Source organism: Parabacteroides sp. AF14-59 (genome assembly GCF_003479515.1).
Taxonomy (GTDB): domain Bacteria; phylum Bacteroidota; class Bacteroidia; order Bacteroidales; family Tannerellaceae; genus Parabacteroides; species Parabacteroides faecis.
This window is the reverse complement of sequence record NZ_QUHH01000001.1, coordinates 57,573-80,738: the sequence shown is the minus strand read 5'-3', so window position 1 is coordinate 80,738 and position 23,166 is coordinate 57,573. Positions and strand designations below refer to the sequence as shown.

The window sequence follows — 23,166 nt, the reverse complement described above, 5'->3', positions numbered from 1 at the left end:
ATTTAATATATTACGTGATTTATGAGAGTCGTAATTCGTTTTGTTATAAATGTATTTTTGTCTGTTTTCTTTGTCTTTTTTAGTCGAAAAAAAACATTTGTTGTTTGTACAGGTTGGGGAGGGGATAGATTTGCTGATAATTCAAGATATATGTATCTATATTTAAATGAGAATATGAATAAGTTAGGTCTTGATAAAATAGTGTGGTTGACAAATGATAATGAAATAGAAAATGAATTGTCTTCTGCAGGGTATTTGGTCTGTAAAAGAAATTCTTTGAAAAGTGTATATTATCATATAAGAGCAGGATTGTTTTTTTATGATCAGTTCGTTTATGATTTATTAGTGCCTTTGACTAAAGGTGCTAAATTGATAAATATGTGGCATGGGTTACCAATAAAAAGGTTCGGGTTGTCTGATTCAAATAATAACTCATTTTTAAAATTGTGGGATTTAGATACAAGCTTTTTATTGTCATGTTCTAATTACGGAGATTCTTTATTTGAACAATGTTTTAAAGTTAAAAAAGAAAATATGATTCATGGTATGTATCCTCGTAATTTTTATTTGAATCATGATATGCCTTTTTTGACAAACTTGGAACGTGAATTTTTAAATATAGTGAAGAAAAAAAAGAAAGATGGGAAAAAAATAATTTTTTATTTACCTACATTTAGGAAGAATAAAAGTGTTTTTTTAGGAGTCTCAAATCTAAGTGAGATAGAACAATTTTTTCTTTTGTTAGATAAGAATGATTTCTTTTTTGTGTCAAAATTTCATTTGGTAGCATCTGTAAAGAAATTAGATAATTATCCTTCTATAGCAAGTATAATGTTAGAGTTGCCTTATAAAATAGATGTATATCCATTTTTAAAATATACAGATATATTAGTGACTGATTATTCTTCTGTATTATTTGATTTTTTGTATTTGGATAGAGATATTATCTGTTATGCATATGATTTTGATACATATAAAAAAGAAGACAGAGGATTTATTCTTGATTATGAAAATTTGCCGACTATTAAGACTTACACTTTATCAGACTTAAAGAAAAGTATTTTATGTATAGATAAGTATAATTTGCATGAACAAAGGACAGATTGGCTAAATAGATGTTTTGGAAAATGGACAATGGAAAATACAGTATTGAATGCTTTTAAATAAGTATATTATGAATGTATCTAAGAAAAATGTAATAAGATTTTAGAAGGTAGTTGTTTTTTTATGTTTTTATCAATAATAATATCAATATATAATACTGGAGAACATTTATGTGATACTTTAGAAAGTATTATTACACAAAAAAAACTGATTATGAACTTTTTATAATGATAAATAGCAATAATAGATAATAGAGACATCTAAGGAAAATGAAACTTGGCATATTAACTTTTTGGAAGACAGAAGATAATTATGGGCAGCTGCTGCAATGCTATGCCTTACAGACATATTTGCAGTCGTTGGGGCATCAGACTTTTTTGGTGCGTACAATGAATGGCAGAGATTATAATCCTACATTCAAGCAGCAATTGATGGAAAAGGTACGTATAATCTATCGTCTTTCGCCCTATCCATTTTATTTGATGAAGCGTGTTATCCGTTCTGCCTTTTATACATTTACACACGGAAAGCTCAGAAAGCGTACTGTTGACCTCGGTTTTGAGCAGTTTCGTCAAGAGTACTTGAATTGCACCAAGGTTTATACACTTGAGGTGTTGCAGAACGATCCGCCAGATGCGGATGCTTTTGTGGTTGGGAGTGATCAAATTTGGAATACCCATGATGGTATTTACTATTTGAGTTGGGTGCGTGATGAGATGCGTAAAATTGCTTATGCAGCCAGTTTTGGTGGATGCGATACCATGCCTGATGATAAAACGTTGGCTGAATGGTTGAAACGTTTTGATTATGTTTCTGTTCGAGAGCAAAGTGGTGTGGAGATCTGTGTAAACGCAGGTCGTAAGGATGCAGTATGTGTTGCTGATCCTACGATGTTGTTGACTGCAGCTGACTATCTCAAAATTGCCTCTAAGGAGCTGCCTAAAGATAAATATCTGTTTATCTACTTTCTTGGAACACGCACTATCATCAACTGGAAAGAGATACATGCATTTGCCAAGGAAAAGGGATTGAAAATTGTTTATGTTGCAAGCCAAGGTCAAGAAGATAAGTTCAAGCATACACAGGCAAGCATTCACAAGTGGCTGTCGCTCATTGCTAATGCTGAATATGTCATTACTAACTCTTTTCACGGTACTGTATTTACTCTTTTGTTTAGTAAAAAGTTTTTGACTTATCCTGTCACAGGTGTTGCAATAAAGATGAACGACCGTATCACTACACTCCTCAAACCATTGGGTTTGGGTGATCATATTTATAGTGATAGCATCAGTACTATCGAGGAATATATCGACTATGTTGAGGTGCATCGTATCATGCAAGAAGATAGGGCTAAAGGATGTGAATTATTAAAGGAATGGACACGATGAAAAATCCGCTTTTAAGTATTATCATACCTGTTTATAATGTAGAAAAGTATCTGCAGGCTTCGTTAGATAGCATTTTTGTGCAGGATACTGGCGATTGTGAGATTTTACTTATTAATGATGGTTCAAAGGATGGTTCGTTGTCTGTACTTCGTGAATATGAAAAGAAATATCGGAATGTTCGTGTAATAGATAAGGTTAATGAAGGCGTGAGTGCTACACGGAATTGCGGACTTGACGAATGTAGGGGAGAGTACTTATATTTTATGGATGCAGATGACATACTTCATCCACAGTTATTGTCGCTTCTTAGAAAAGAGATTGTAGAAACGTATCCTGATATTATTGTATGGGATTTTACTACATTCTATACAAATCCTAAGTTTGTCCCGATACTATCAGAAGTAAAAGTAGAGGATGTGCAGAATGGGCATAAGGAGGCTTTTAATTATTTAATGGCGAACAGCTCCGCGGTATCGCTTTGGAACAAAGCAATACTGCGGAGCTGTGTAGGCGAGATAATTCGCCTTGATCCTACTATGACTTATGGAGAGGATATGTTTTTCAGTTGGAAGGTAATACTCATGGCTGATAGTATTCGATATATTAGGTTTCCATTGTATTATTACCGTCAATCGGGCAGTGGGGCAACTAATCGCTTCCACCCTGATCTATATGAGCACTATCGTAAGGCATTTGATGATATATATCTGTTCGTGGAGCAACAAGGGGGCGCTAATGTCAATGTATTGACCAGTATTGATTATCATTTCGCTTGCCGTATTCCGGCTCTAACAAGTATGGAAATAAGAGCTCCATATAGCCGAGAAAAGCAAATTGCTCATTTGCAACACATTTTGCAGGATGAGTATATCTGTAGAGGATTATCATCAAGTTCGCAACTGAATGGTAAATTGTTCACTCTCGCGCGTAATAATGAAGTAAGTGAAATGCTCAAGATTGCTCGCATAGATGCAGTGAAATCAAAATTGTTATATCCGTTAAAAAAAATTCTGAAGTAAAAGTATTTAAGGAGTAACAAATATTATCTATGTGAAAACAGCAGGATTGAAGCCGTATCTTCAGATAAGTGAATCACTATGACTTCCAGTTTTGACTATATATGTTTTAATAATAATTGGAGGTATTCTCAAGATCCGTGTTCCAAGATTTTGGAGCCTAATTACGAGTAGTAGAGGATAGCTTATATAAAATGATTAATATAACTGATAAGAATCAATGTTGTGGATGTACTGCTTGTGCATCTGTATGCGGACATAATAGTATCACAATGGTAGAGGATGCTGAAGGTTTTAAGTTCCCTAAAGTTGATGTTGCTACGTGTGTGAATTGCGGATTGTGTGAGAAGGTTTGCCCAATGTTACATCCGGAATCTGAGAGAAGTGTGAGACGTGTAATTGGAGCTAAACATCAGGATGTTGTTGTTCGTAAAGCATGTTCTTCTGGTGGTGTTTTTTCTCTCCTTGCTGAGGTTTTTATAGTAGAAGGTGGAGTCGTTGTTGGTTGTGCGATGGATAAAAATCTTCATGCTGTACATATCATTTGTGAAACTTTGGAAGACATTATTCGTTTACGTTCGAGTAAGTATGTGCAGAGTAATGTGGAAGGAATCTTCCCACAGGTACGCAAACAACTTCTTGATGGAAGGAAGGTTCTGTTCTCTGGTACCCCTTGTCAGGTGGCAGGTCTCCGGAAGTTTCTGATCAAGCCGTTTGATAATCTCTATTGTGTAGATGTCTTATGCCATGGTGTTCCTTCACCTAAACTTTTCAAGGAATATAAAGAGATGATGGAGCAATTGTATGGTTCGCATGCTCATTTTATCAGTTTTCGAAGCAAGAGAAAAGAATGGAAGCGTCTATACATAAACCTTCATTTTGATAATGGTAAGGAATATTTTAAGAATGCAACGTTCGATCCTTATATGCAACTTTTCCTCAGTAATAAGAGCCAGCGTAATGCTTGTTTCCATTGTCCGTTTACTACAACTAATCGACAAGGCGATATCTCTCTCGGAGATTTTTGGGGAATAGGGCGCGACTTTCCAGATTTGGATGACGACAAAGGTATTTCAATGATTCTTATTAATTCTGATAAGGGCGAAGAAATGTATAGTAAGATAATGTATCAGATAACAAGCTTTGAGAGCAACCTTGATCAAGCTATTTACGGGAATAAGGTTTTGGTGGAGAATATTTTAGGAGAAGAACAACGAGACCGATATTATGCCACTTATGTAGCTGATGGACTACGAGTATCGTTTAATAAACATACTCAATACTACCCCTTTTGGAAGGAGTATTATATCCATCTGATGCGCTGCGGACTTGACTTCATTCGTTACATACGTCATACAAGTTACTAAGATATAGAATATTATGAGCATAGGAATACTTCCATTTGTCGTTAATGGAACAAAAAAGTAAGAAAAAAATAGATTGATTTTTTATTAATATAATTCAAGTTTCGGATTTAGATTACCATCATATAAAAGAGGCTTTAGTTATTTTATTATGTGCGGAAATTTGGTAATTTATGAGTATTTAAACAACTAAATCTCAAACTTGAGTAAGTGAGATATATTATGCGTTACATAGTTTTTTTTATAGACTCTCTTTCTAAAGGCGCAGGGACGGAAAGGATAACAGTCGATGTCGCAAATGCTCTTGTTCAAAGAGGATTTGTTGTAAGTTTTGTATTGTTAAATGAAAGTACGGATTCATTTTTTACATTGAATTCACGAATACAGATTTATTCTTTATATTCATCTTTCTCTCAGAGAGGAAAATCAATTGTGGCGTTAAGGAAGTTTTTAAAAGTCCATAAGCCTGATTATTTGGTAAATGTTGCTTTCCAAATGGCTATAATTAGTATTTGGGCATGTATAGGATTAAACTGTAAAATAGTGACTTGGGAACATTTTTTTCTGAAAGCTGGTTCCGTGTGGGGATATTTAATGAGATTGGTCTCTGCTATTTTCAGCTATCGCCAGGTCGTTTTAACAAAAACAGATAGGTTGAATTATCCGGTGATACTGCGTCGGAAAATATTGTGTATTCCGAATTTTACTCGTTTGAACTCCTCAAAAATACACTCTAAATTAACATCTAAAATAGTATTGAGTGTAGGACGTTTGGATGCATGTAAAGGATTTGACCTTTTGATAGAAGCTTGGAAAGCAGTAATAGCTGTACATCCGGATTGGTCTTTGAAAATTATAGGAGAAGGTGATGATAGAGAGGAATTGAATGCTTTGATTTCTGCATCAAATTTATCTGATTCAGTCTCAATATTATTCCCTACAAAAGATATACTATCGTTTTATTTAAACTCATCTTTATATGTATTATCTTCTCGTTTTGAGTCGTTTGGATTAGTTTTGATAGAGGCTAAATCTTGTGGATTACCAATTGTAGCATTTGATTGTCCGTGTGGTCCTCAAAATATCGTAAAGGATGGTATAGATGGATTATTGGTCAAGTCTGAAGATGTAAAAGCATTGTCTGATGGTATTTCTTATTTACTTTCTAATGAAAAGATTCGTAAGAAAATGGCTTCTTCTGCTGTAATTGATTTTGAAATAAATTGGTCAGAAGAGGCTGTCTTGACAATGTGGAGAAAACTTTTTGTTTGATATACAATGGATTTTTATATTAGTATATTTTTATTAATAGTTTTCTTGCTTTTTATCGAAGAGCAGATTCCGGAAAGGAAACGGATTTATTGTGACTGCTTGATGCTGTTTGTCTTGGGATCTTTAACTGGATTTCGAGCTATGGGTGGTACTGATTTTTATGTGTATCTGTCAGTATATAATAATACTCCCTATTTAGGAGATTATTTAATAAACTATAGCCATTTACATGAAATATATCCTCTTTTCAATATGGAAAATGGATATATTGGTTATATATCATTTATAAAAACATTTTTAGGATTGTCTTTTTATGGTTACTTGGTATTGCAATCAATTATCATCTATACTTGCATGTATATTGGATTGAAAAAGTTTACTGTCCATTGGGGTATATTTATCTTGATATTTCTCTATAAAATGTTTTTCTATGAAACGTTTATATCTATGCGACAGCCGATAACGATTGTTTTGTTCTATCTAATGATACCTTTGATATATGAGCGGAAGGCTTTAAAATATTATCTACTTCTAACCTTTTTAGTCCTTCCTTTTCATAATGGAGTTATTTTTTTGTATTTAGTTTATTTGATTTCTTTTTTTGATATAACTAAACAGAGGATTATTATCTTGAACTGCATTTTTATTCCTACTATAATTGTTTCAGAATTAGGTATTGATCCTATTGCATCGTTTGGATTCTTGACAGATCTTATTTCAGATCCGATTATGAAGGATAAAGCTTTAAGTTATTTAGGGGGAGAAGAAGAATTAAATATTTTTCATACATTGGAATATTTATTGGTGATGCTATTATTGGTCGTCAATTATGACAAAATAGTACAATGTAATAAATATGCACCATTTATTATAAAATTGTTCTTGATATTATTACCCATTATGACTTTGTTCCGATCTAATTTGTTCTTTAGGCGTGAGGTTGACTATTTTGTTCCCACATATGCAATTCTTTTGGGATATCTATGTGATATTTATAAATATAAAAGATGGATGATTATTGGGGGTACAGTTTGCATCAGTTTATATGGATTTGTTCGATATATAATCTTATTCGATGGAGGTGCTATGCTTCCTTATCGTTCTTGGTTAGAATTATATAATGTAACTTTTTTTGAATGATTATTTATGATGACAACTGTTTTTACTCCTACATATAACCGTGCTTATATTATAGATAAGTTATATGAAAGTCTCTGTATGCAGACCTGTCAGGATTTTGAATGGCTGATAGTCGATGACGGAAGTACTGATAATACAGAAGAACTGATATCTTTTTGTATATCAGAGAATAAAATAAATATTCGTTATCTCAAGCAACCTAATGGCGGAAAGCATCGTGCTATAAATCGAGGTGTGCAAGAGGCGAAAGGTGAGTTGTTCTTTATTGTGGATAGTGATGATCAACTGCCTCCGAATTCCATAGCTGTAGTGTCTGATTATTATTCGCAAGTAGCAGACGATTTATCTTTTGCCGGAGTGTGCGGGTTGAAGTATTATTTTACGGGTGAAAAGGTAGGAGGAGAGTTTACGCATGAGGTATTAGATTGTAATTCTATTGATTTTCGCTTTAAGTATAAATCAACAGGTGATATGGCAGAAGTGTTTCGTACATCTGTATTGAAAAAAGCTCCTTTCCCTGAGATAGAAAACGAAAAGTTTTGTCCAGAGGCGTTGGTTTGGAATCGTATAGCTCTCAAATATAAACTGCGCTATTTTAACAGGAATGTTTATCTGTGCGATTACTTGCCCGATGGGTTGACGGTCAAAATAGTGAAAATGAGGATGACCAGCCCATTGGCATCCATGCTGCATTATTCGGAACTCTACCGAATGCCCATTCCTTTTTTACAAAAGGTGAAAGCTGCCATCAATTATTGGCGTTTTTCTTTTTGTTCAAAAGAAACTTTCGTTTTTAAGTTGAATCAGATTGGAATATGTTCTTTGGTCTTGTATCCTTTTGGCTTCTTGTATCATTTAAAAGACTTGCGTTCATGAAAATCCTTCAAGTCATAACTTCTCTCTATATAGGTGGAGCGGAAAAGTTGATTGTAGATATGGTTCCTCTTTATCGGGAGCAGGGACATCAAGTGGATGTATTGTTGTTTGATGGGACAGAAACGACTTTTAAGAAGCAGTTACGCGCGAAAGGGGTGACAATTTATGAGTTCAGTCAAGGAGGTTGGGTCTATAATCCGTTATATATTTTTAAACTAATTCCTTTTCTTCGAAAGTATGATATTGTGCATACGCATAATACAGCTTCGCAGCTATTCGCTGCCTTCGGCAGCGTGTTATGTTCGGTGGTACTTGTTACCACCGAACATAACACGTCAAATCGAAGACGCGATTTGACGTGTTATAAATTGTTGGATAAGTGGATGTATAGGAGATATCGATCGGTGATCTGTATATCTGACAAGACGAAAGAGAATTTGATAGAATACTTAGGATTTGAATTATCGTCAGTTCCCATTATTTATAATGGAATCAATAGTGATGTATATCGGAGGGCTTTGGTTTGTTCTGCCATGAAAGATTGCGAGAAAACCATTATTACGATGGTTGCCGGCTTCCGTTATCAAAAAGATCAAGATACTTTGATAAAAGCATTTCAGTATTTGCCAACCGACAAGTATGAATTGTGGTTGGTTGGAGATGGGGAAAGACGATCTGTTTTAGAAAATTTGGTAAGTCGCTTAGGTCTTCAGGATACTGTCCGTTTTTGGGGGATTAGAAGTGATGTACCTGAAATATTGAAAACATCTGATATTGTTGTGATGTCTTCCCATTGGGAGGGTTTTGGCTTGGCAGCAGTGGAAGGGATGGCGGCAGGTAAGCCGGTCGTGGCTACTGATATACCCGGTTTGGCAGAGGTGGTAAGAGATGCCGGAATCCTTTTCCCACATGAAGATACTAAAGCTTTGGCTGAAACAATAATGAAATTAAAGGAAGACTCTACCTATTATCAACAAATCTCCAGGCAATGTATGAATAGAGCTTCCGAGTATGATATACAGAAAATGGCTGATCAGTATTTGCAGTTATATCAATCACTTATTTAAATGAAAAAGAAATTAATTCGTACCTCTACTATCCCCACCTCCCTCGAAACCCTTTTGAAAGGCCAGCTTAAAATGCTTTCCAAACATTATGAAGTTGTGGCGGTATCATCTCCGGGGGAGAAGATGAAAGTGTTGGAAGAGAGGGAAATGGTGCGTACCGTTTCAGTTCCGATGGAACGGCGGATTTCGTTGGTGAAAGATTTCATATCGCTAATCCGATTGATTATTCTTTTTGCCAAGGAACAGCCAGATATAGTTCATTCCATTACTCCCAAAGCAGGGTTATTGTCTATGTTGGCTGCTTGGATTACACGGGTTCCTGTCCGCATGCATACATTTACGGGATTGGTGTTTCCTACAACTACAGGGAAGATGCAGAAGCTTCTAATTGCGATGGATCGCCTGACCTGTTTCTGTGCAACGCATATCAATCCGGAAGGAGAAGGGGTGAAGCGGGATCTGATCAACTACAAAATTACTTCTAAGCCACTTCATGTTATTGCTAATGGCAATGTGAACGGGATTGATCTCGAATATTTCGACAGAATTCCGGAGGTTATGGAAAAGGCTTGGCTTTATAAAAAGGAAGGGACTTTTACCTTCTGTTTTGTCGGGCGTATGGTGAAAGATAAGGGTGTAAACGAATTGGTGCATTCTTTTTTGCGGTTGTATCAGGAAGATGACCAGGTGCGTCTGTTATTGGTCGGACCATTTGAAACAGAATTAGATCCGGTTTTACCGGAGGTGGAAGAACAGATATTGCATCATCCGGGAATTTGTTTCATGGGGTTTCAAGGTGATGTCCGCCCCTTTTTAGCAGCTTCGGACGCATTGGTATTTCCCAGCTACCGAGAGGGATTCCCGAATGTGGTCATACAGGCCGGAGCTATGGGGATTCCGGCTATCGTGACGGATATAAATGGATGTAATGAGATTGTCTTGCCGGATCGTAATGGGGTGATCATTCCTTCTAAAAATGAACAGGCGCTGTATGAAGCGATGAAATATTTTGCGTCCCATTCAGTGGAAGTGGAAAAGATGGCTGCCAATGCTCGTACGTTGATTGTTTCCCGCTATGAACAGCGAATGGTATGGGATGCATTATTGGCTGAATATAAGTCTATAATTTAAGGAGTAATCAATGTATAAACATTTCTTTAAACGATTGATCGATTTTATCATCGTCTTTTGTGTATTGGCTGTGATTTGGCCGATATTGTTGGTTATCACCCTATGGCTGCATTTTGCCAACAAGGGGGGCGGTGCGTTCTTTACACAGGAGCGACCCGGTAAAGGAGGAATAGTTTTTAGAGTGATCAAATTCAAGACCATGACGGATGAACGGGATGCTAACGGTAATTTACTGCCTGATGCGGATCGGTTGACAAATGTAGGGCGTTTTGTCCGTTCTACTTCAATCGATGAGTTGCCCCAGTTGATAAATGTCTTGAAAGGGGATATGGCGTTGATCGGACCTCGTCCCTTATTGGTTCAATATCTAACATTGTATAGTAAAGAGCAAGCTCGTCGCCATGATGTGCGGCCGGGTATTACCGGATGGGCACAGGTAAACGGACGCAATGCGATTAGTTGGACGAAAAAGTTTGAATTGGATGTTTGGTATGTGGATCATTGTTCGTTTCTGTTGGATGTGAAAATCATCTTTTTAACGATAAAAAAAGTGTTTGTCCGGGAAGGTATTTCACAAGAGGGACAGGCTACGATGGAGTTTTTTACGGGTAATAATTAAACGGATATGTATTTATACGGTGCGAGTGGTCATGCTAAAGTGATCATAGATATATTAAAAGCGAATCATATAGAGATAGAGGGCCTTGTCGATGATAATCCGGAGATAAATGAACTGTTGGGTTATCCGGTTTTTCATGGAAAAGAAGATATTTCACCTCTGATAATAAGTATAGGGGATAATAAAATACGTCAGGTTATTGCCCACAAATTGAATGTTGAGTTTGTAACGGTGATACATCCGTCTGCAATAGTTTCTCCTTATGCTACCGTGCAGGAAGGATCGGTAATAATGCAGGGAGCGATTGTCCAGTCTTGTGCCTGTATAGGGAAACATTGTATTGTTAACACCGGAGTGTCTGTCGATCATGAATGTGTAGTAGGAAATTATGTGCATATCTCTCCACATAGTTCGCTTTGTGGAAACGTACATGTTGGTGAAGGAAGTTGGATCGGTGCAGGTTCGACGGTCTTACCGGGAGTAAAAATCGGTAAATGGTCTGTGATAGGTGCAGGCTCGGTGGTTGCCAAAGATATTCCGGACAGGGTTTTAGCAGTAGGAAATAGGTGTAAAATATTAAAATATTTGTAATAGATAATGAACAAACGAATTTACCTTTGCCTTGCTCACATGAGCGGCAAAGAACAGATTTTCATTCAAGAAGCCTTTGATACTAATTGGGTTGTACCCTTAGGGCCGAATGTGAATGGGTTTGAAGAGGATCTGAAACATTTTGTAGGAAATACAAAGGAAGTTGTAGCCCTTTCCGCTGGTACGGCAGCTGTCCATCTGGCTTTACTGGCTTGCGGTGTGGAACCGGGGGATGAAGTGATCGTACAGAGCTTTACTTTCTGTGCTTCTTCGCATCCGGTGACTTATCTGGGGGCTACTCCGGTGTTTGTGGATTCGGAAATGGATACTTGGAATATGGATCCGGAGTTGTTGGAGGAGGCTATTAAGGATCGGATTGCTAAGACGGGTAAAAAGCCGAAGGCAATTGTTCCGGTTTATCTGTACGGGATGCCTGCCAAGATAGAGGAGATCATGGCAGTAGCCGATAAATATGATATTCCGGTTATCGAAGATGCGGCCGAAGGATTGGGCAGCCGGTATGACGGACAGGTTTGCGGTACGTTCGGACGGTACGGGGTACTTTCTTTCAACGGTAACAAGATGATCACCACTTCTGGTGGAGGAGCGTTGATCTGTCCGGACGAAGAGGTGAAAAAGAAGATCATGTTCTATGCAACTCAGGCTCGCGAGTCTTATCCTTATTATCAGCATGAGGAGATAGGTTATAATTACCGTATGTCGAATATCTGTGCCGGTATCGGTCGAGGACAGATGACAGTTCTGAATGAGCATATCACTCACCATAAACATGTTTGTCAGCTTTATAAGGAACAGCTTACCGGAGTGGAGGGGATTGTGTTGCATGAGAATCCTTCTCCCCGGTTCGATAGTAACTACTGGCTGAATACAATTCTACTTGATCCGGACTTGCATGTGAAAGGGGAAGAACGAGCTTATGAAGCGGTTGTTCAGGGAACTGTAGGGGGAGCTGCCGGAATGACACATCAGGCTTCTTCCTTGCATACGAATTCGGAACCGAACAGAAATGTGGAAATGATGCGTATGGCGTTGGATGCTGCCGGTATTGAATCTCGACCGCTATGGAAACCGATGCATTTGCAACCTGTATATAAGAATAATCATTGTTATGTAAACGGTGTGAGTGAATCATTGTTCAAACGAGGACTTTGTTTGCCGAGTGGACCATGTGTGACGGATGATGATGTGGCTTATATTGTGCAAGAGCTCAAGAAGGCGATTCAGAAGTGAAATAATTGAATATTATATGTCAGTTCGCTCCGACTTGGTCGGATACTTATTTTAAAGAAGTGTAAATGTTAAATAAAGAAGAGAGAATGATTATTCTAAATGATTTACTTCCTTTGTAAAAAGGAACTACAAATATAAAACGATATGAATACCTTTAGTGTAGATACATTGAGAGTTGATATTTTAAGGAACTTATAAAGTTGGATCAAGAAAAGTTATCCGAAGTTTATAAGTATGTTAAAGAATTGACTTCAAAAGGAAATTCAGAAACGCTTATTTTAAAGGAAATGTTGGATGCTTCGGCCGATTATGCGGTTAAAGCTCATAAGCGCGGTGAATTTCATTCTACCGAAGAAGTGATGGAACGATTGAGGAAGGAGATGGGATGGAACTTTTTTCTTTGTTATTCTAAGAAAATCAATAATTCCCATGATTTGTAATATAGAAAGGGAGTGTATCACCAATACCCTAGTGACACACCCCCAGCAGGAATCGCTTACGCAATAAACCATTTATAAAGACACCCGACCCCGCCCATCAGCATCAGGCTATATCCTGACATTCCGAGCCAGTCAGCTCCGGGCGGGAGGTTATTCTTCCCATCTCTGCGGCTTCCCCAGTCCCCCTGGGTGAGAGCGAGAGAATCGCCCCGATGCAGGTCAGGGTCACTTCCGTCTCCCTCATCAGGAGGGAGAGGAGGCTCAGGAGGAGCAGGCAGAGGATGAGAACAGGGGCAGTCACCGGCTGCCGGTTTTCGCTTGCGGGGGAAGATGATCCGGGCAAGGCCGGTGAGGAAGTTGAGAATTGTTTCAAGGACATTCATGGAAATTGAAAATTATAAATTGAGAATTGAAAATTAATTTACCTTCAATCGCTCTATCGACCGGCTGACCGCCACCAACATACGCTGGTAAGCCGCACGGTTATCGCCGTTCACTTCGCTGATATATTTGCTGTAAGCAATCTCTTTGGCGTAGGCGGAAGGGTGGAAGGTGAGAGTCGCGGCCACAGGATAGGCCGAGTGGATCAGACGGGCGAAATCGAGAAAACTGGCTTCCGGAGTGAGGTAACTGCGGAACCACAGACACGGACGGCCGTCGTTGGCAGACAGGTCGGTACGGTCTCCTTCCCAGAAAGGGTTGGGACGGCCATAAGCGGTGATGCCGAAAAAGTTGTTATGCCCTCTGCACAGCGCACTTTCGCCCCAACCGGTCTCGATGGCGGATTGAGCCAGGATGATGACCGGGTTCATTCCGAACCGCTCTGCCGCCTTTTGGGCGAGGGGAAGATACTGTTTGATAAAATCTAGTTTTGTCATAATCGATAATGAAATTATTTGTCAATGTGTCAATATGCCAATGGGAATACCAATTATTGCAATCTTAATTGCCACATTGGCAAATTGGTTGATTCTTTTACTCAATCTCCGGACGGTCGCTACCGCCGCCCGAACCTGAACCGGAGCCTGAATCGCTGCCCGGAATGACCCACTTCTCGTAAGAAGCGTCGCGGACAATATCCATCAGCATGGTACCCGGATAAAATACGATATGAGCACGATTGAACAACGAAGAATTGAAATCCTTTTCGGTGCTGGAACCTTTGCTGCCGGCAACCATACGGAAACTACCGAAATCGCCCAGATGGATCGATTCGCCGTCGGCAAGGGATTCGTTCATGACGGTGATCAAACCGTCCAGGACCAGCAGGATATCGCCACGGCTGGCGGTACTGTATTTGCTGATACGGCTGCAGATACGGTTCAGATCGACCTTTTTACTGATGCTGGTCTGCGCATAGTAGAGCTCGGCTCCTTCTGCTGCATCTTTACTCATGTCTTTGCGTTTGACAAGTCTGTACTTTAATGGCATAGATTTTAAAAATTAGGGTTGATACTTGAAATTAATTGTTGGTTATCGATAACATTACAAAGGTACGGCAGCCCGAAAACACGCAGACAGATAGATGCCGGTAGAGACAGATAGGGTCAGATAAAAACAGTTAAATATTTACATTCAAAACAGGTATGTTTCGTTGTTAAAACATATATGTTTTGAAGACAAAAGGTATATGTTTTACAATCCGGACAGACTATACGGAGACATAAAAAAGTATAGACTTATGGATTTATTTAACAGACAAGATCTACAAAAAGGAATCAGCCTTTTAAAAAAAGGATACGAGGAATAGCAGGTAAACATCTGTCGTTCCCTTTGCTGAAAAAATCGATCGACGAACACGAAAATGAGATACCGGATATCTTTTTACTGGCATTTTTGCTGGGAGACCCGAAGATCAGGGAGAAAAGGACATGGGACGACCTGGCCAGGTCGTTTTTCAAACAGTACCGCGAGGTGATATACAGTTACTGCCATTACGATACCGGTCCCCTCGACCTGGAACGGATCAGGGTAAAGGAACCGAAGTTGTTTATCGAATATTTGTCGGGGATGGTCAGAAGCGGGATGTTCGGTGATTGTTCGTATGAGGAACTGGCGGATTATATCTACATGATCTTTCAAACCGACTTTGAAAAATCGTACATCTGCAGCATTCTGAAGAATGCACATGAGGATTATCTGCATATACATGACCAGATAAGACGGGAAATGAAGCTCGAACCGAAGAGAAAGAACGGAATTTTTAATAACTAACCTGTTGATGTATAGTCTGTTGGGTTGTAATAAATACGTGAAAAACAGTTTTTTATATCAGAAAAGCACTGTGTACCTTTGTTTTAAAGCGTTGGAGAACGGTCTTATTCTGAAAAAAATTGAAAAACCTCCTATTATAAAATCTTTATATAAGAAATACTTCTTTTTATATTAAAGAGGAACGCATAAAAGCTAAATAGAGAGCAAATATAAACCTGATATGATCTGATGTTATTCAATTGTTTTTGCGAATAGAGCGCACATAAGGACGCAAATACTAATTTTAGTTAAACCAAACACAATGAACAGAGAGCAGAGAAACTATGCCCAGGTTGCAACGTTACTGGGAAAGGCTTTTATCAGGTTGCCGAGAAAGATCTTGAACAAGTTAACTTGTCCGATAAAAAAAGAACGCGATCTGGCAAAAATGTACGTCACTTTGATTATCAGAGCTTTTTATATCGACGGAACGGTGATTTTAGGGAAGTACCGGCATATTTGCCGCCGGGGGGAGTATATGGGAACCTATCATGAATTGTCGGAATTGACTTGTATCAGTATCGGGTCGGTCGGCTATTATTTGAAATTACTGGCTATTGATCATCTGATCGTAATCAATGCCGTGACCGGAGGAACACGTATCGGTATTTGCGGCTACGACTATTTTTCCGGTTACGAATTGGAAACGGACACGCAGCAACGGGAATCTGAGCCGTCTTGCACATTGGCCGATATCGAGCGGAAAATGGGGGGACGCAGCATGCAGGATGCCGGTAACCGACAGGAAAGGAGTGACGTATGATGGATGTCGAGAAAACGTTGATCTGTTGCCTGCTGACCTCGGCGGAAGCTCCGATGCTGGTAGCTTCTTCCTTGCGTAAAGAGATGTTTGAAGATAAGTCGCTGAGCTTTGTTTACGGGGTTATCATGGATTTGTACAACCGGGGTGTGCGGCCGGATATGATGACGGTCGAGACTGAAATGCGTCGCCAGGACGAGGCACAGTGGAAAGAACTGAACGGGCTTTCTTTCATCCTCCCGGCCATGCTGAATGTCCGTACCGGAGAGAATGTAAGCCTGTATGCCGATGAGGTGAAACGCCGGTATAAACTGCGTCTGCTGGGACAATTGTTCGTTATGCTGAATTTTAAATCGGGACAGTTCGATGCCGTGCCCGATGAGCTGATCGCGGAGGCGGAGCAGTCGTTGATGGATATCCGGCGGAATACGGCCGACGGGGAACCGATGCAGACGGTGGGAGAACTGTCGGCAAAGGCTGTGGAATGGCACCGGAAACGGATGAATGCTTCCGAGGATGTCACCCGGATATTGAGCGGGATGGAGGAACTTGATTATGTCACGGGCGGTTTGCATCGTGGGGAGGTGATCGTTTTGGGCGGCCGTCCCAGCGACGGGAAAACGGCGGTGGCACTTCATATCGCTGTCAATGCGGCACGTGCCGGAAAGCATGTCTGCCTGTTCAGCCTGGAAATGTCTGACTTGCAACTGCTGAACCGTATCCTGGCTGGCATGACCGATGTGGATGCCGATCATCTGCGTATTTCCGGATTGACGCAACAGGAACTGGAGATGCTGGCGGAAGCAGGAAAGAAGTTGGATAAGCTACCGTTGTATATCGATTACACGCCTTGCTGTACGGTCGGCGATATCCGAGCCAAGGTGATGCTGAAGAGTAAGGCGGGCGAGTGCGACCTGGTGGTGATCGATTATCTGCATCTGTTGTCGTCGGTCCGCCAGAAGAATGAAACACTGGATCAGGTGGTAGGACGTAATGTGACTGCCTTGAAACAGCTGTCACTGGAGGCTGATTGTCCGGTTTTGCTTGTTTCGCAGATGAACCGTGCCTGCGAGACGAGACCGGATAAGGCACATGTCCCGGTGATGAGCGACCTGAGGGATTCGGGTACGATCGAGCAGGTGGCGGATTGTGTAATTTTTGTCTATCGTCCGGAAAAGCATGGGATTATACGGGACGAACGGACAGGGGAGAGCCTGGTGGGAGTAGGCAAACTTTATATCGTGAAAAACAGGAACGGGGCGACAGGAATTGCCCGTTACCGTTACAACGAATCTTATACGAAGATCACGAACTATCGTAATACTCCTGCATCATGACGCAACGGGAAATAAACAATATAAAACAGTCTGCACCGCCGATCGAAGAAATCATCGGGCGGTATGTACAGCTGACGCAGAAGGGGAGAAGCCTGTTGGGGTGTTGCCCGTTCCATAAAGATCGTCACCCTTCTTTGGCGGTAAATCCGGAGAAGCAGTGTTTCATCTGTTTTGCCTGTGGAGAGAAAGGGGACGTAATCAGTTTTTTACAGAAGATAGAAGGGATATCGTTCGGAGAGGCAATAGATAAATTGAAAATGGAAAATGGAAAGTCGAAAGTGAAATCTGAGGTCAAACCCGAAGTCAAATTGACAAAGCCGGTATGTGAAACAGACAAATTTTCAAATCTCGATTCTCAAATTTCAATTGAAAAAAACCTTCAGTTTCTTTCGTCTCTCCTTCCTGCCGCTTCAGGGGATTCGGACCTGACACCGACCTGGCTCGATTTCGGGGTTGGGACTTCACCGGCGATGGTTCCTGAAGAATGGAAGGCAATGCGTAACCGGCTGGTGTTTCCCATCCGGAATGAGGAGGGGCAGTTGGTCGGGTTCGGAGCACGCCGTCTGACCGAAAATCCGGATATCCCTAAATATATCAACTCGCCGACCAGCGGACTCTATCGTAAAAACGAGCTACTTTACGGCTTGGATATGGCCCGGAAAATGATTCGTGAAAAACAATTTGCCATTCTGGTGGAAGGATACAAAGATGTGCTGGCGATGCACGCAGCCGGATTCAGGAATACGGTGGCGCTTTGCGGAACGGCTTTGTGCGACGGGCATATTGCCTTGTTGAAGAAATACACCTCGCGGGTGGTCGTGATGCTGGATGCGGACGCAGCAGGAAGAAAGGCTGCTGAAAAGGCGGTTTGCCAGCTGGGTATGCAAGATCTCCGGGTGTATAGGATGGAACTGCCGGAAGGGCAAGACCCGGACTCGTTGTTCAGGCTTTGGGGAAAAGAAAGGTTTACAAGGTATCTGCGGGAAAGACTCATGCAGGGGGCCTCTTCGGAAGAGGCTTTATTGTTGGGACGTATCCGGGAAGGGATACTGCTGTTGTCTGCCATTACCGATACGGCGAAACGGATGGAGGCACTTCGTTGCCTGAATGTCGGAATGGCTTACCTGACCGGTCTGTCGCAGAGGGAGAGACGTCCGGCCACGATGGACTGGAGGTGGGTATGAAGAAGGATGATAGAAAAAGCAGGATAAAGACCGCCGGGGAAGATGAGGAGGAAAGGATGTGGAAGAACCGCAGTTTTACCTGGATGGAACTGGGGATATTGTATAGTCCGGATCTGACTCCTGCGGCAGCCTCACGCCGGTTGAAAGTATGGGTGACGGCAAATGCCGGATTACTCCGTAGCCTGGGAAAGACGGGATGGAACCGTACGCAACGCATTCTGACACCGCGCCAGGTGGGGTATATTGTGGAAGTTCTGGGCGAACCCTGATTTTAGGATGAAAGAAATATCTGTTGACAGATAAATCAAATGAACTATTTTTTGAAATTCTTTTTTGTGGTCTGCATGTTACCGGTCGCTTCGTCATTGAATGCCCAGTATTCGCTGGGCATGACCGGATTGCAGACGATTCCGACTGCGGATATGCAAGCAGACGGAACTTTTATGGGAGGAGCTAATTTCCTGCCTGAAGCGATGACACCCGGCTACTGGGACTATGATACCGGAAACTATTTTGTCAATATGACTTTCCTGCCGTTCCTGGAGGTTGCATACCGTTGTACTTTACTTCACGGAGAATTTGAAAACGGGAATAAATGGCAGCAGGACCGTTCTGTCTCATTGCGTCTTCGCCCCCTGAAAGAGGGGAAGTGGCATCCGGCAATCGTTCTGGGATCGAATGATGCCTTTACGAGCGGCGAACTGAATATGTTTGCGAAAGTCAAAGGCAACCGTTTTTTCTCGTCCGTATATGTTGTTGGAACGAAACATCTGTTATTCGGCGGTCATGATCTGGGGCTTTCTTTGGGAGGTAATATCCCGTTCCGTAAAGATGCTTACCATAAGGGCGTTTTTGGAGGAGTAAGCTATCGTCCGGCTTTTCTGAAACCTGTCGTACTGATGGTCGAATATGATACGGAGGCAGTGAGTGTAGGGGCTGCCGCACGGTTTTTCAATCATTTATCCCTACACGCTTTCTGCTATGATTTCAAAGCTCTCTCTGCCGGGATACGGTATGAGTTCAGATGCTGGAAATGACTTAAATCGTTACAGTCGGATGTTGAAGATATATCGTATACTTTTTTTATTTCTCCTGGGTAGTCTGTTTGGTTGGAAAGGAAAGGCGACAGTAAAGGAGACGCTTGTCGACCTGGGGATGGAAAACGTAAAAGTGGCGGTACAGGCTGGTGGGGTGTGTATTGCTTATGAGGATAATGTTTACCGGGGTACTTATCGCGGATTGTTTGAGGTGATCCGGACTTTATTGGATGAACCGGATATTGCAGATGAAAACATACAACTGGCCGTATTGGAAAACGGAATTCCTCAAATCAGGGTGTCGCTGGACCGGGAGTTTGTCTCTGCTTACCGGCAGGGGCGTTTGTCACTGGCGGCCGTGATGAAGGGACTGGCGATAAGTTACGATACGGATGAGGTTATGAAGGCTTTGAAAGGGACGAAAGCGGTAAACCGTTCGGCAGGGAAAGTGGATCTGGTATTGTATCCCCAGGTCAGATTGCAAAATTCCTGGCTGGATAAAATATACGGAGCCGTACTCGATATAGCACCGGCTGTAGAGATCGGTTTATGGAAAGGTGCCTCTTTTACCGGGCAGGTGATATTTCCGGTCTGGAATAATCTGGTAGGAGAAATGGATTATATCCGTGCAGGGATGCTGGTGGTACGTCAGGAAATACGGTTACCGAAAAATGTGTTTGCGACATTGAGTGTAGGCAATTTTAATCAGGACCGGATCGGGGTGGACCTGAACCTGTTGTATCATACAAATTCCGACCGTTGGGCTTTCGGCTTGAGCGGCGGCCTGACGGGAGCATCCACTTTTTACGGCGGTAGATGGGAGGTGACACAATGGAGACGGGTAAACGGCTCGGTATTGGTGCGCTATAACGAGCCGTATTATAATTTGCAGTTCGACTTATCGGCGCATCGGTATATCTATGGCGATTATGGAGTGCGTGGTGATTGCAGCCGTCATTTCGGAGAGATAACAGTCGGTTTGTTTGCCATGTATTCCGAAGGGGAGGTGAACGGAGGATTTCACTTTGCTATTCCTCTGCCCCGGAAAAAACGTAGCAAGCACCGGGCTGTCCGGATGCGTTTGCCGGAATATTTTGACTGGCAGTATGAAGCGCAGTCGGGGCCCCGGTATACATCACGCAGGCTGGGACGTTCTTACGAGACACGTCCGGATGAAAACAGAAACCGCACTTACTACAATCCTGACTTTATCAAGGATAACCTGGTGATCCTGGCAGAACAATCCAAATAATATCAAGAAATATTTTTTTAACAAAAAAGAAGACAAAATGAAAATGAACAAGCATTTGGTTGCGGGCATGGCTATATGTCTTGCTGCAACAGTAGGTGTAGGACTTAGTTCCTGTAAGAAAGATGAACCGACTCCCGTCATTGTGGAAAATCCGTTGGATGCGGAGGTCTATTACATTGCCGGAAAAGTGATGGCTGGAAATAATGCTTTGGAGGGTGTAAAAGTAACTGCATCGAACTCGGAAGCAACGACGGCCGCCGACGGTACTTTCCAGTTGGAGATGACATCGAAAAATGATTACGTTGTCACTTTTGAGAAGAGCGGGTATGTGACCGTTACGGCAGAAGCCAGTTTCCCGTCTGATGCCAAGAAACAGAGTGTCGTATCGCTGGTGCAGGAACTGGAGGAAAAAAATCAGCCTGTTACCGTTACTCCGGATGCCGGAAGTACAGTGATAGAGGCTAAACGGCAAATGGTGGAACTGGAATTTCCGGCCGGTGCGGTTAAAACGGCAACGGATATAACTGTGACGGCTTATAAGGAAGGTGCTAAAAAGTCTCAGGCAGGTACCGTTCGTGCCAGTCTCTCTACTGTTAGTTGTGAACCGGACGGTCAGACTTTTGAGAAGCCTGTTATTCTGCGGATGAAGAATCCGGCAAGTAACAGCGTTTATTTTGCTGATGTAAGGCATTATGTGGAGAAGAACGGCGTGTGGAATGAAACCGGTACTGCCGATTACAATGGAAATGGATATTATATGACCACGATCGACGGATTTTCAAATCACTCGTTCGGAGTGCCTTGTTCATCACAAAAGGGAACATCTAAAACTGAAGATCTGGCATCGGTTGTGATTGATAATCTGGGAAATATGGATTCAAAAGAACAGGCGATCGATGTGACATTCCACTTGGGTTGGAAAATCGACGGAACTACGAGCGACCTGCTGAAGAAACAATTGGCAGGCTTGAGTGATAGTGATGTTACAGCTTTATCCGGTGCTGTCGAAAGTTCATTGGCTTCATTGCTGGGAGGAACTCAGAGTGTCGGTGAGATGACATTGAAACGTGATGCCAGAGTAAGCGGGGATATGAAAGCGACTGTTTCCATGATTGAAAAGACCACTACTACGGTATTTGGTTTTCCGGTCGTATTCGGAGGACAGACTGTAGCGCTGACCATTCCGGTTGTGAAATATGAGGGAGTCGACCTGGTAGTGACAACTGAGAAAGGGGCGAGTCATGGAAGTCATTCCGGTGGTTCAGGCGAGTAAATATCCGGAAAAGAAGAAAAGTATGAAGATAAAATATGTGACTTATCTGGTGATGTGTATGGCGGTGTTTTTTTCCGCCTGCACTTCAACCAAGAAAATTATCTATCTACAGGATGTTATCCCATTGAAACAGCAGGAGATCGAACAGAAATATGAAGTGATTATTCATAGCGACGACCTGCTGGCTATCATGGTAAACAGCCGTGATCCGGAGCTGGCGTTGCCTTTTAATATGCCGATGGTGACTTATCAGTTGGGATCGAATAATGGCGGACAGCAACGTGTTTTAGGTTATCTGGTGGATACGAACGGAGATATAGATTTTCCGATCCTGGGGAAGATCCATGTGGAAGGGTTGACCCGCATGCAGTTGACGGAGCTGGTAAAGAGCAAGCTGATCGAAGGCGACCTGATCAAAGATCCGATCGTAACGGTACAGTTCCTGAACTTTAAGGTTTCGGTGATGGGCGAAGTGGGCCGTCCGGGTAGTTTCACTATCTCCGGCGACCGTATCACATTGCTGGAAGCATTGAGTATGGCAGGCGACCTGACTATCTACGGCCGTCGCGACCGGGTAGGTGTTATCCGTGAAAATAACGGGAAACGTACGATCCTTTTCCATGATCTTCGGTCGGCTGATATTTTTAATTCTCCCTGCTATTACCTGCAGCAGAACGATATTGTCTATGTAGAACCGAATAAAGCGAAATCAGGTCAGAGCAGCATTAACCAGAATAACTCGATCGGAGTCTGGGTTTCTGTCATTTCGTTGCTGACGACGATCGCGGTATTAATCTTTAAATAATCGGAT

Annotated in this window: 25 protein-coding genes; 22 read left to right on the top strand and 3 right to left on the bottom strand. The window is 41.6% G+C overall.

Annotated elements, in window-relative coordinates:
• The first annotated feature begins 21 nt into the window (after positions 1 to 21).
• From DWW23_RS00385 to DWW23_RS00325, 13 genes are all read left to right on the top strand, one after another.
• A complete protein-coding gene (locus DWW23_RS00385) occupies positions 22 to 1,167 on the top strand; it encodes a CDP-glycerol glycerophosphotransferase family protein (protein ID WP_122351333.1) in 1,146 nt (381 codons plus the stop codon).
• A 206-nt stretch (positions 1,168 to 1,373) separates the two neighbouring features.
• Positions 1,374 to 2,492: a polysaccharide pyruvyl transferase family protein gene (locus DWW23_RS00380; RefSeq protein ID WP_122351332.1), complete on the top strand. Its 1,119-nt coding sequence runs from the start codon at positions 1,374 to 1,376 to the stop codon at positions 2,490 to 2,492.
• Positions 2,489 to 3,511: a glycosyltransferase gene (locus tag DWW23_RS00375; protein ID WP_158583141.1), complete on the top strand. Its 1,023-nt coding sequence runs from the start codon at positions 2,489 to 2,491 to the stop codon at positions 3,509 to 3,511. Before DWW23_RS00380 ends, DWW23_RS00375 begins: the two co-directional genes overlap by 4 nt.
• Positions 3,512 to 3,702: 191 nt before the next feature.
• A complete protein-coding gene (locus tag DWW23_RS00370; RefSeq protein ID WP_122351330.1) occupies positions 3,703 to 4,875 on the top strand; it encodes a Coenzyme F420 hydrogenase/dehydrogenase, beta subunit C-terminal domain in 1,173 nt (390 codons plus the stop codon).
• 219 nt (positions 4,876 to 5,094) lie between these two features.
• Entirely contained in the window at positions 5,095 to 6,144 is a 1,050-nt protein-coding gene (locus DWW23_RS00365; protein ID WP_122351329.1) for a glycosyltransferase family 4 protein, read from the top strand.
• 6 nt (positions 6,145 to 6,150) lie between these two features.
• Positions 6,151 to 7,284: an EpsG family protein gene (locus DWW23_RS00360; protein WP_122351328.1), complete on the top strand. Its 1,134-nt coding sequence runs from the start codon at positions 6,151 to 6,153 to the stop codon at positions 7,282 to 7,284.
• A gap of 6 nt (positions 7,285 to 7,290) precedes the next feature.
• Entirely contained in the window at positions 7,291 to 8,160 is an 870-nt protein-coding gene (locus DWW23_RS00355; protein WP_122351327.1) for a glycosyltransferase family A protein, read from the top strand.
• Positions 8,157 to 9,227 carry a glycosyltransferase gene (locus DWW23_RS00350; protein ID WP_122351326.1) on the top strand — a complete coding sequence of 357 codons (1,071 nt, stop codon included), beginning with the start codon at positions 8,157 to 8,159 and terminating at the stop codon, positions 9,225 to 9,227. The genes DWW23_RS00355 and DWW23_RS00350 overlap by 4 nt, the downstream gene beginning before the upstream one ends.
• Positions 9,228 to 10,358: a glycosyltransferase family 4 protein gene (locus DWW23_RS00345; protein WP_122351325.1), complete on the top strand. Its 1,131-nt coding sequence runs from the start codon at positions 9,228 to 9,230 to the stop codon at positions 10,356 to 10,358.
• A gap of 10 nt (positions 10,359 to 10,368) precedes the next feature.
• Positions 10,369 to 10,977, top strand: coding sequence for a sugar transferase (locus tag DWW23_RS00340; RefSeq protein ID WP_122351324.1), 609 nt, complete (start codon positions 10,369 to 10,371; stop codon positions 10,975 to 10,977).
• 6 nt (positions 10,978 to 10,983) lie between these two features.
• On the top strand, positions 10,984 to 11,568 hold the full coding sequence (locus tag DWW23_RS00335; protein WP_122351323.1) for an acetyltransferase: 585 nt from the start codon (positions 10,984 to 10,986) through the stop codon (positions 11,566 to 11,568).
• Between the two features lie 6 nt (positions 11,569 to 11,574).
• Positions 11,575 to 12,819 carry a DegT/DnrJ/EryC1/StrS aminotransferase family protein gene (locus DWW23_RS00330; RefSeq protein WP_122351322.1) on the top strand — a complete coding sequence of 415 codons (1,245 nt, stop codon included), beginning with the start codon at positions 11,575 to 11,577 and terminating at the stop codon, positions 12,817 to 12,819.
• 200 nt (positions 12,820 to 13,019) lie between these two features.
• The gene (locus DWW23_RS00325; RefSeq protein WP_122351321.1) at positions 13,020 to 13,259 is read left to right on the top strand and encodes a hypothetical protein; all 240 of its coding nucleotides are present in this window, start codon (positions 13,020 to 13,022) and stop codon (positions 13,257 to 13,259) included.
• Positions 13,260 to 13,315: 56 nt separating this feature from the next.
• Here the strand turns inward: DWW23_RS00325 and DWW23_RS00320 are convergent, their stop codons facing one another.
• The 3 genes from DWW23_RS00320 to DWW23_RS00310 form a co-directional block, all read right to left on the bottom strand.
• On the bottom strand, positions 13,316 to 13,642 hold the full coding sequence (locus DWW23_RS00320; protein WP_122351320.1) for a hypothetical protein: 327 nt from the start codon (positions 13,640 to 13,642) through the stop codon (positions 13,316 to 13,318).
• 33 nt (positions 13,643 to 13,675) lie between these two features.
• A complete protein-coding gene (locus tag DWW23_RS00315; RefSeq protein WP_122351319.1) occupies positions 13,676 to 14,137 on the bottom strand; it encodes a glucosaminidase domain-containing protein in 462 nt (153 codons plus the stop codon).
• Positions 14,138 to 14,234: 97 nt separating this feature from the next.
• Positions 14,235 to 14,690 (bottom strand): HU family DNA-binding protein, encoded by a 456-nt coding sequence (locus DWW23_RS00310; protein WP_122351318.1) that lies wholly within the window; start codon positions 14,688 to 14,690, stop codon positions 14,235 to 14,237.
• A gap of 342 nt (positions 14,691 to 15,032) precedes the next feature.
• Here DWW23_RS00310 and DWW23_RS00305 point away from each other — a divergent pair, with 342 nt between their 5' ends.
• The 9 genes from DWW23_RS00305 to DWW23_RS00265 all read left to right on the top strand — a co-directional run bounded on the left by DWW23_RS00305 (position 15,033) and on the right by DWW23_RS00265 (position 23,160).
• On the top strand, positions 15,033 to 15,473 hold the full coding sequence (locus DWW23_RS00305) for a hypothetical protein (RefSeq protein ID WP_122351317.1): 441 nt from the start codon (positions 15,033 to 15,035) through the stop codon (positions 15,471 to 15,473).
• Positions 15,474 to 15,774: 301 nt separating this feature from the next.
• The gene (locus tag DWW23_RS00300) at positions 15,775 to 16,275 is read left to right on the top strand and encodes a hypothetical protein (protein ID WP_122351316.1); all 501 of its coding nucleotides are present in this window, start codon (positions 15,775 to 15,777) and stop codon (positions 16,273 to 16,275) included.
• On the top strand, positions 16,272 to 17,609 hold the full coding sequence (locus tag DWW23_RS00295) for a DnaB-like helicase C-terminal domain-containing protein (protein WP_122351315.1): 1,338 nt from the start codon (positions 16,272 to 16,274) through the stop codon (positions 17,607 to 17,609). Before DWW23_RS00300 ends, DWW23_RS00295 begins: the two co-directional genes overlap by 4 nt.
• Positions 17,606 to 18,793: a DNA primase gene (locus tag DWW23_RS00290; RefSeq protein WP_122351314.1), complete on the top strand. Its 1,188-nt coding sequence runs from the start codon at positions 17,606 to 17,608 to the stop codon at positions 18,791 to 18,793. The genes DWW23_RS00295 and DWW23_RS00290 overlap by 4 nt, the downstream gene beginning before the upstream one ends.
• Entirely contained in the window at positions 18,790 to 19,062 is a 273-nt protein-coding gene (locus DWW23_RS00285) for a DUF4248 domain-containing protein (RefSeq protein ID WP_122351313.1), read from the top strand. The genes DWW23_RS00290 and DWW23_RS00285 overlap by 4 nt, the downstream gene beginning before the upstream one ends.
• 75 nt (positions 19,063 to 19,137) lie before the next feature.
• Positions 19,138 to 19,830 (top strand): YjbH domain-containing protein, encoded by a 693-nt coding sequence (locus DWW23_RS00280; protein WP_233564243.1) that lies wholly within the window; start codon positions 19,138 to 19,140, stop codon positions 19,828 to 19,830.
• A gap of 19 nt (positions 19,831 to 19,849) precedes the next feature.
• Entirely contained in the window at positions 19,850 to 21,082 is a 1,233-nt protein-coding gene (locus DWW23_RS00275; protein WP_233564226.1) for a YjbH domain-containing protein, read from the top strand.
• Between the two features lie 37 nt (positions 21,083 to 21,119).
• Positions 21,120 to 22,355: a carboxypeptidase-like regulatory domain-containing protein gene (locus tag DWW23_RS00270; protein WP_122351310.1), complete on the top strand. Its 1,236-nt coding sequence runs from the start codon at positions 21,120 to 21,122 to the stop codon at positions 22,353 to 22,355.
• A 52-nt stretch (positions 22,356 to 22,407) separates the two neighbouring features.
• Positions 22,408 to 23,160 carry a polysaccharide biosynthesis/export family protein gene (locus tag DWW23_RS00265; protein WP_370449231.1) on the top strand — a complete coding sequence of 251 codons (753 nt, stop codon included), beginning with the start codon at positions 22,408 to 22,410 and terminating at the stop codon, positions 23,158 to 23,160.
• Positions 23,161 to 23,166 lie beyond the last annotated feature (6 nt).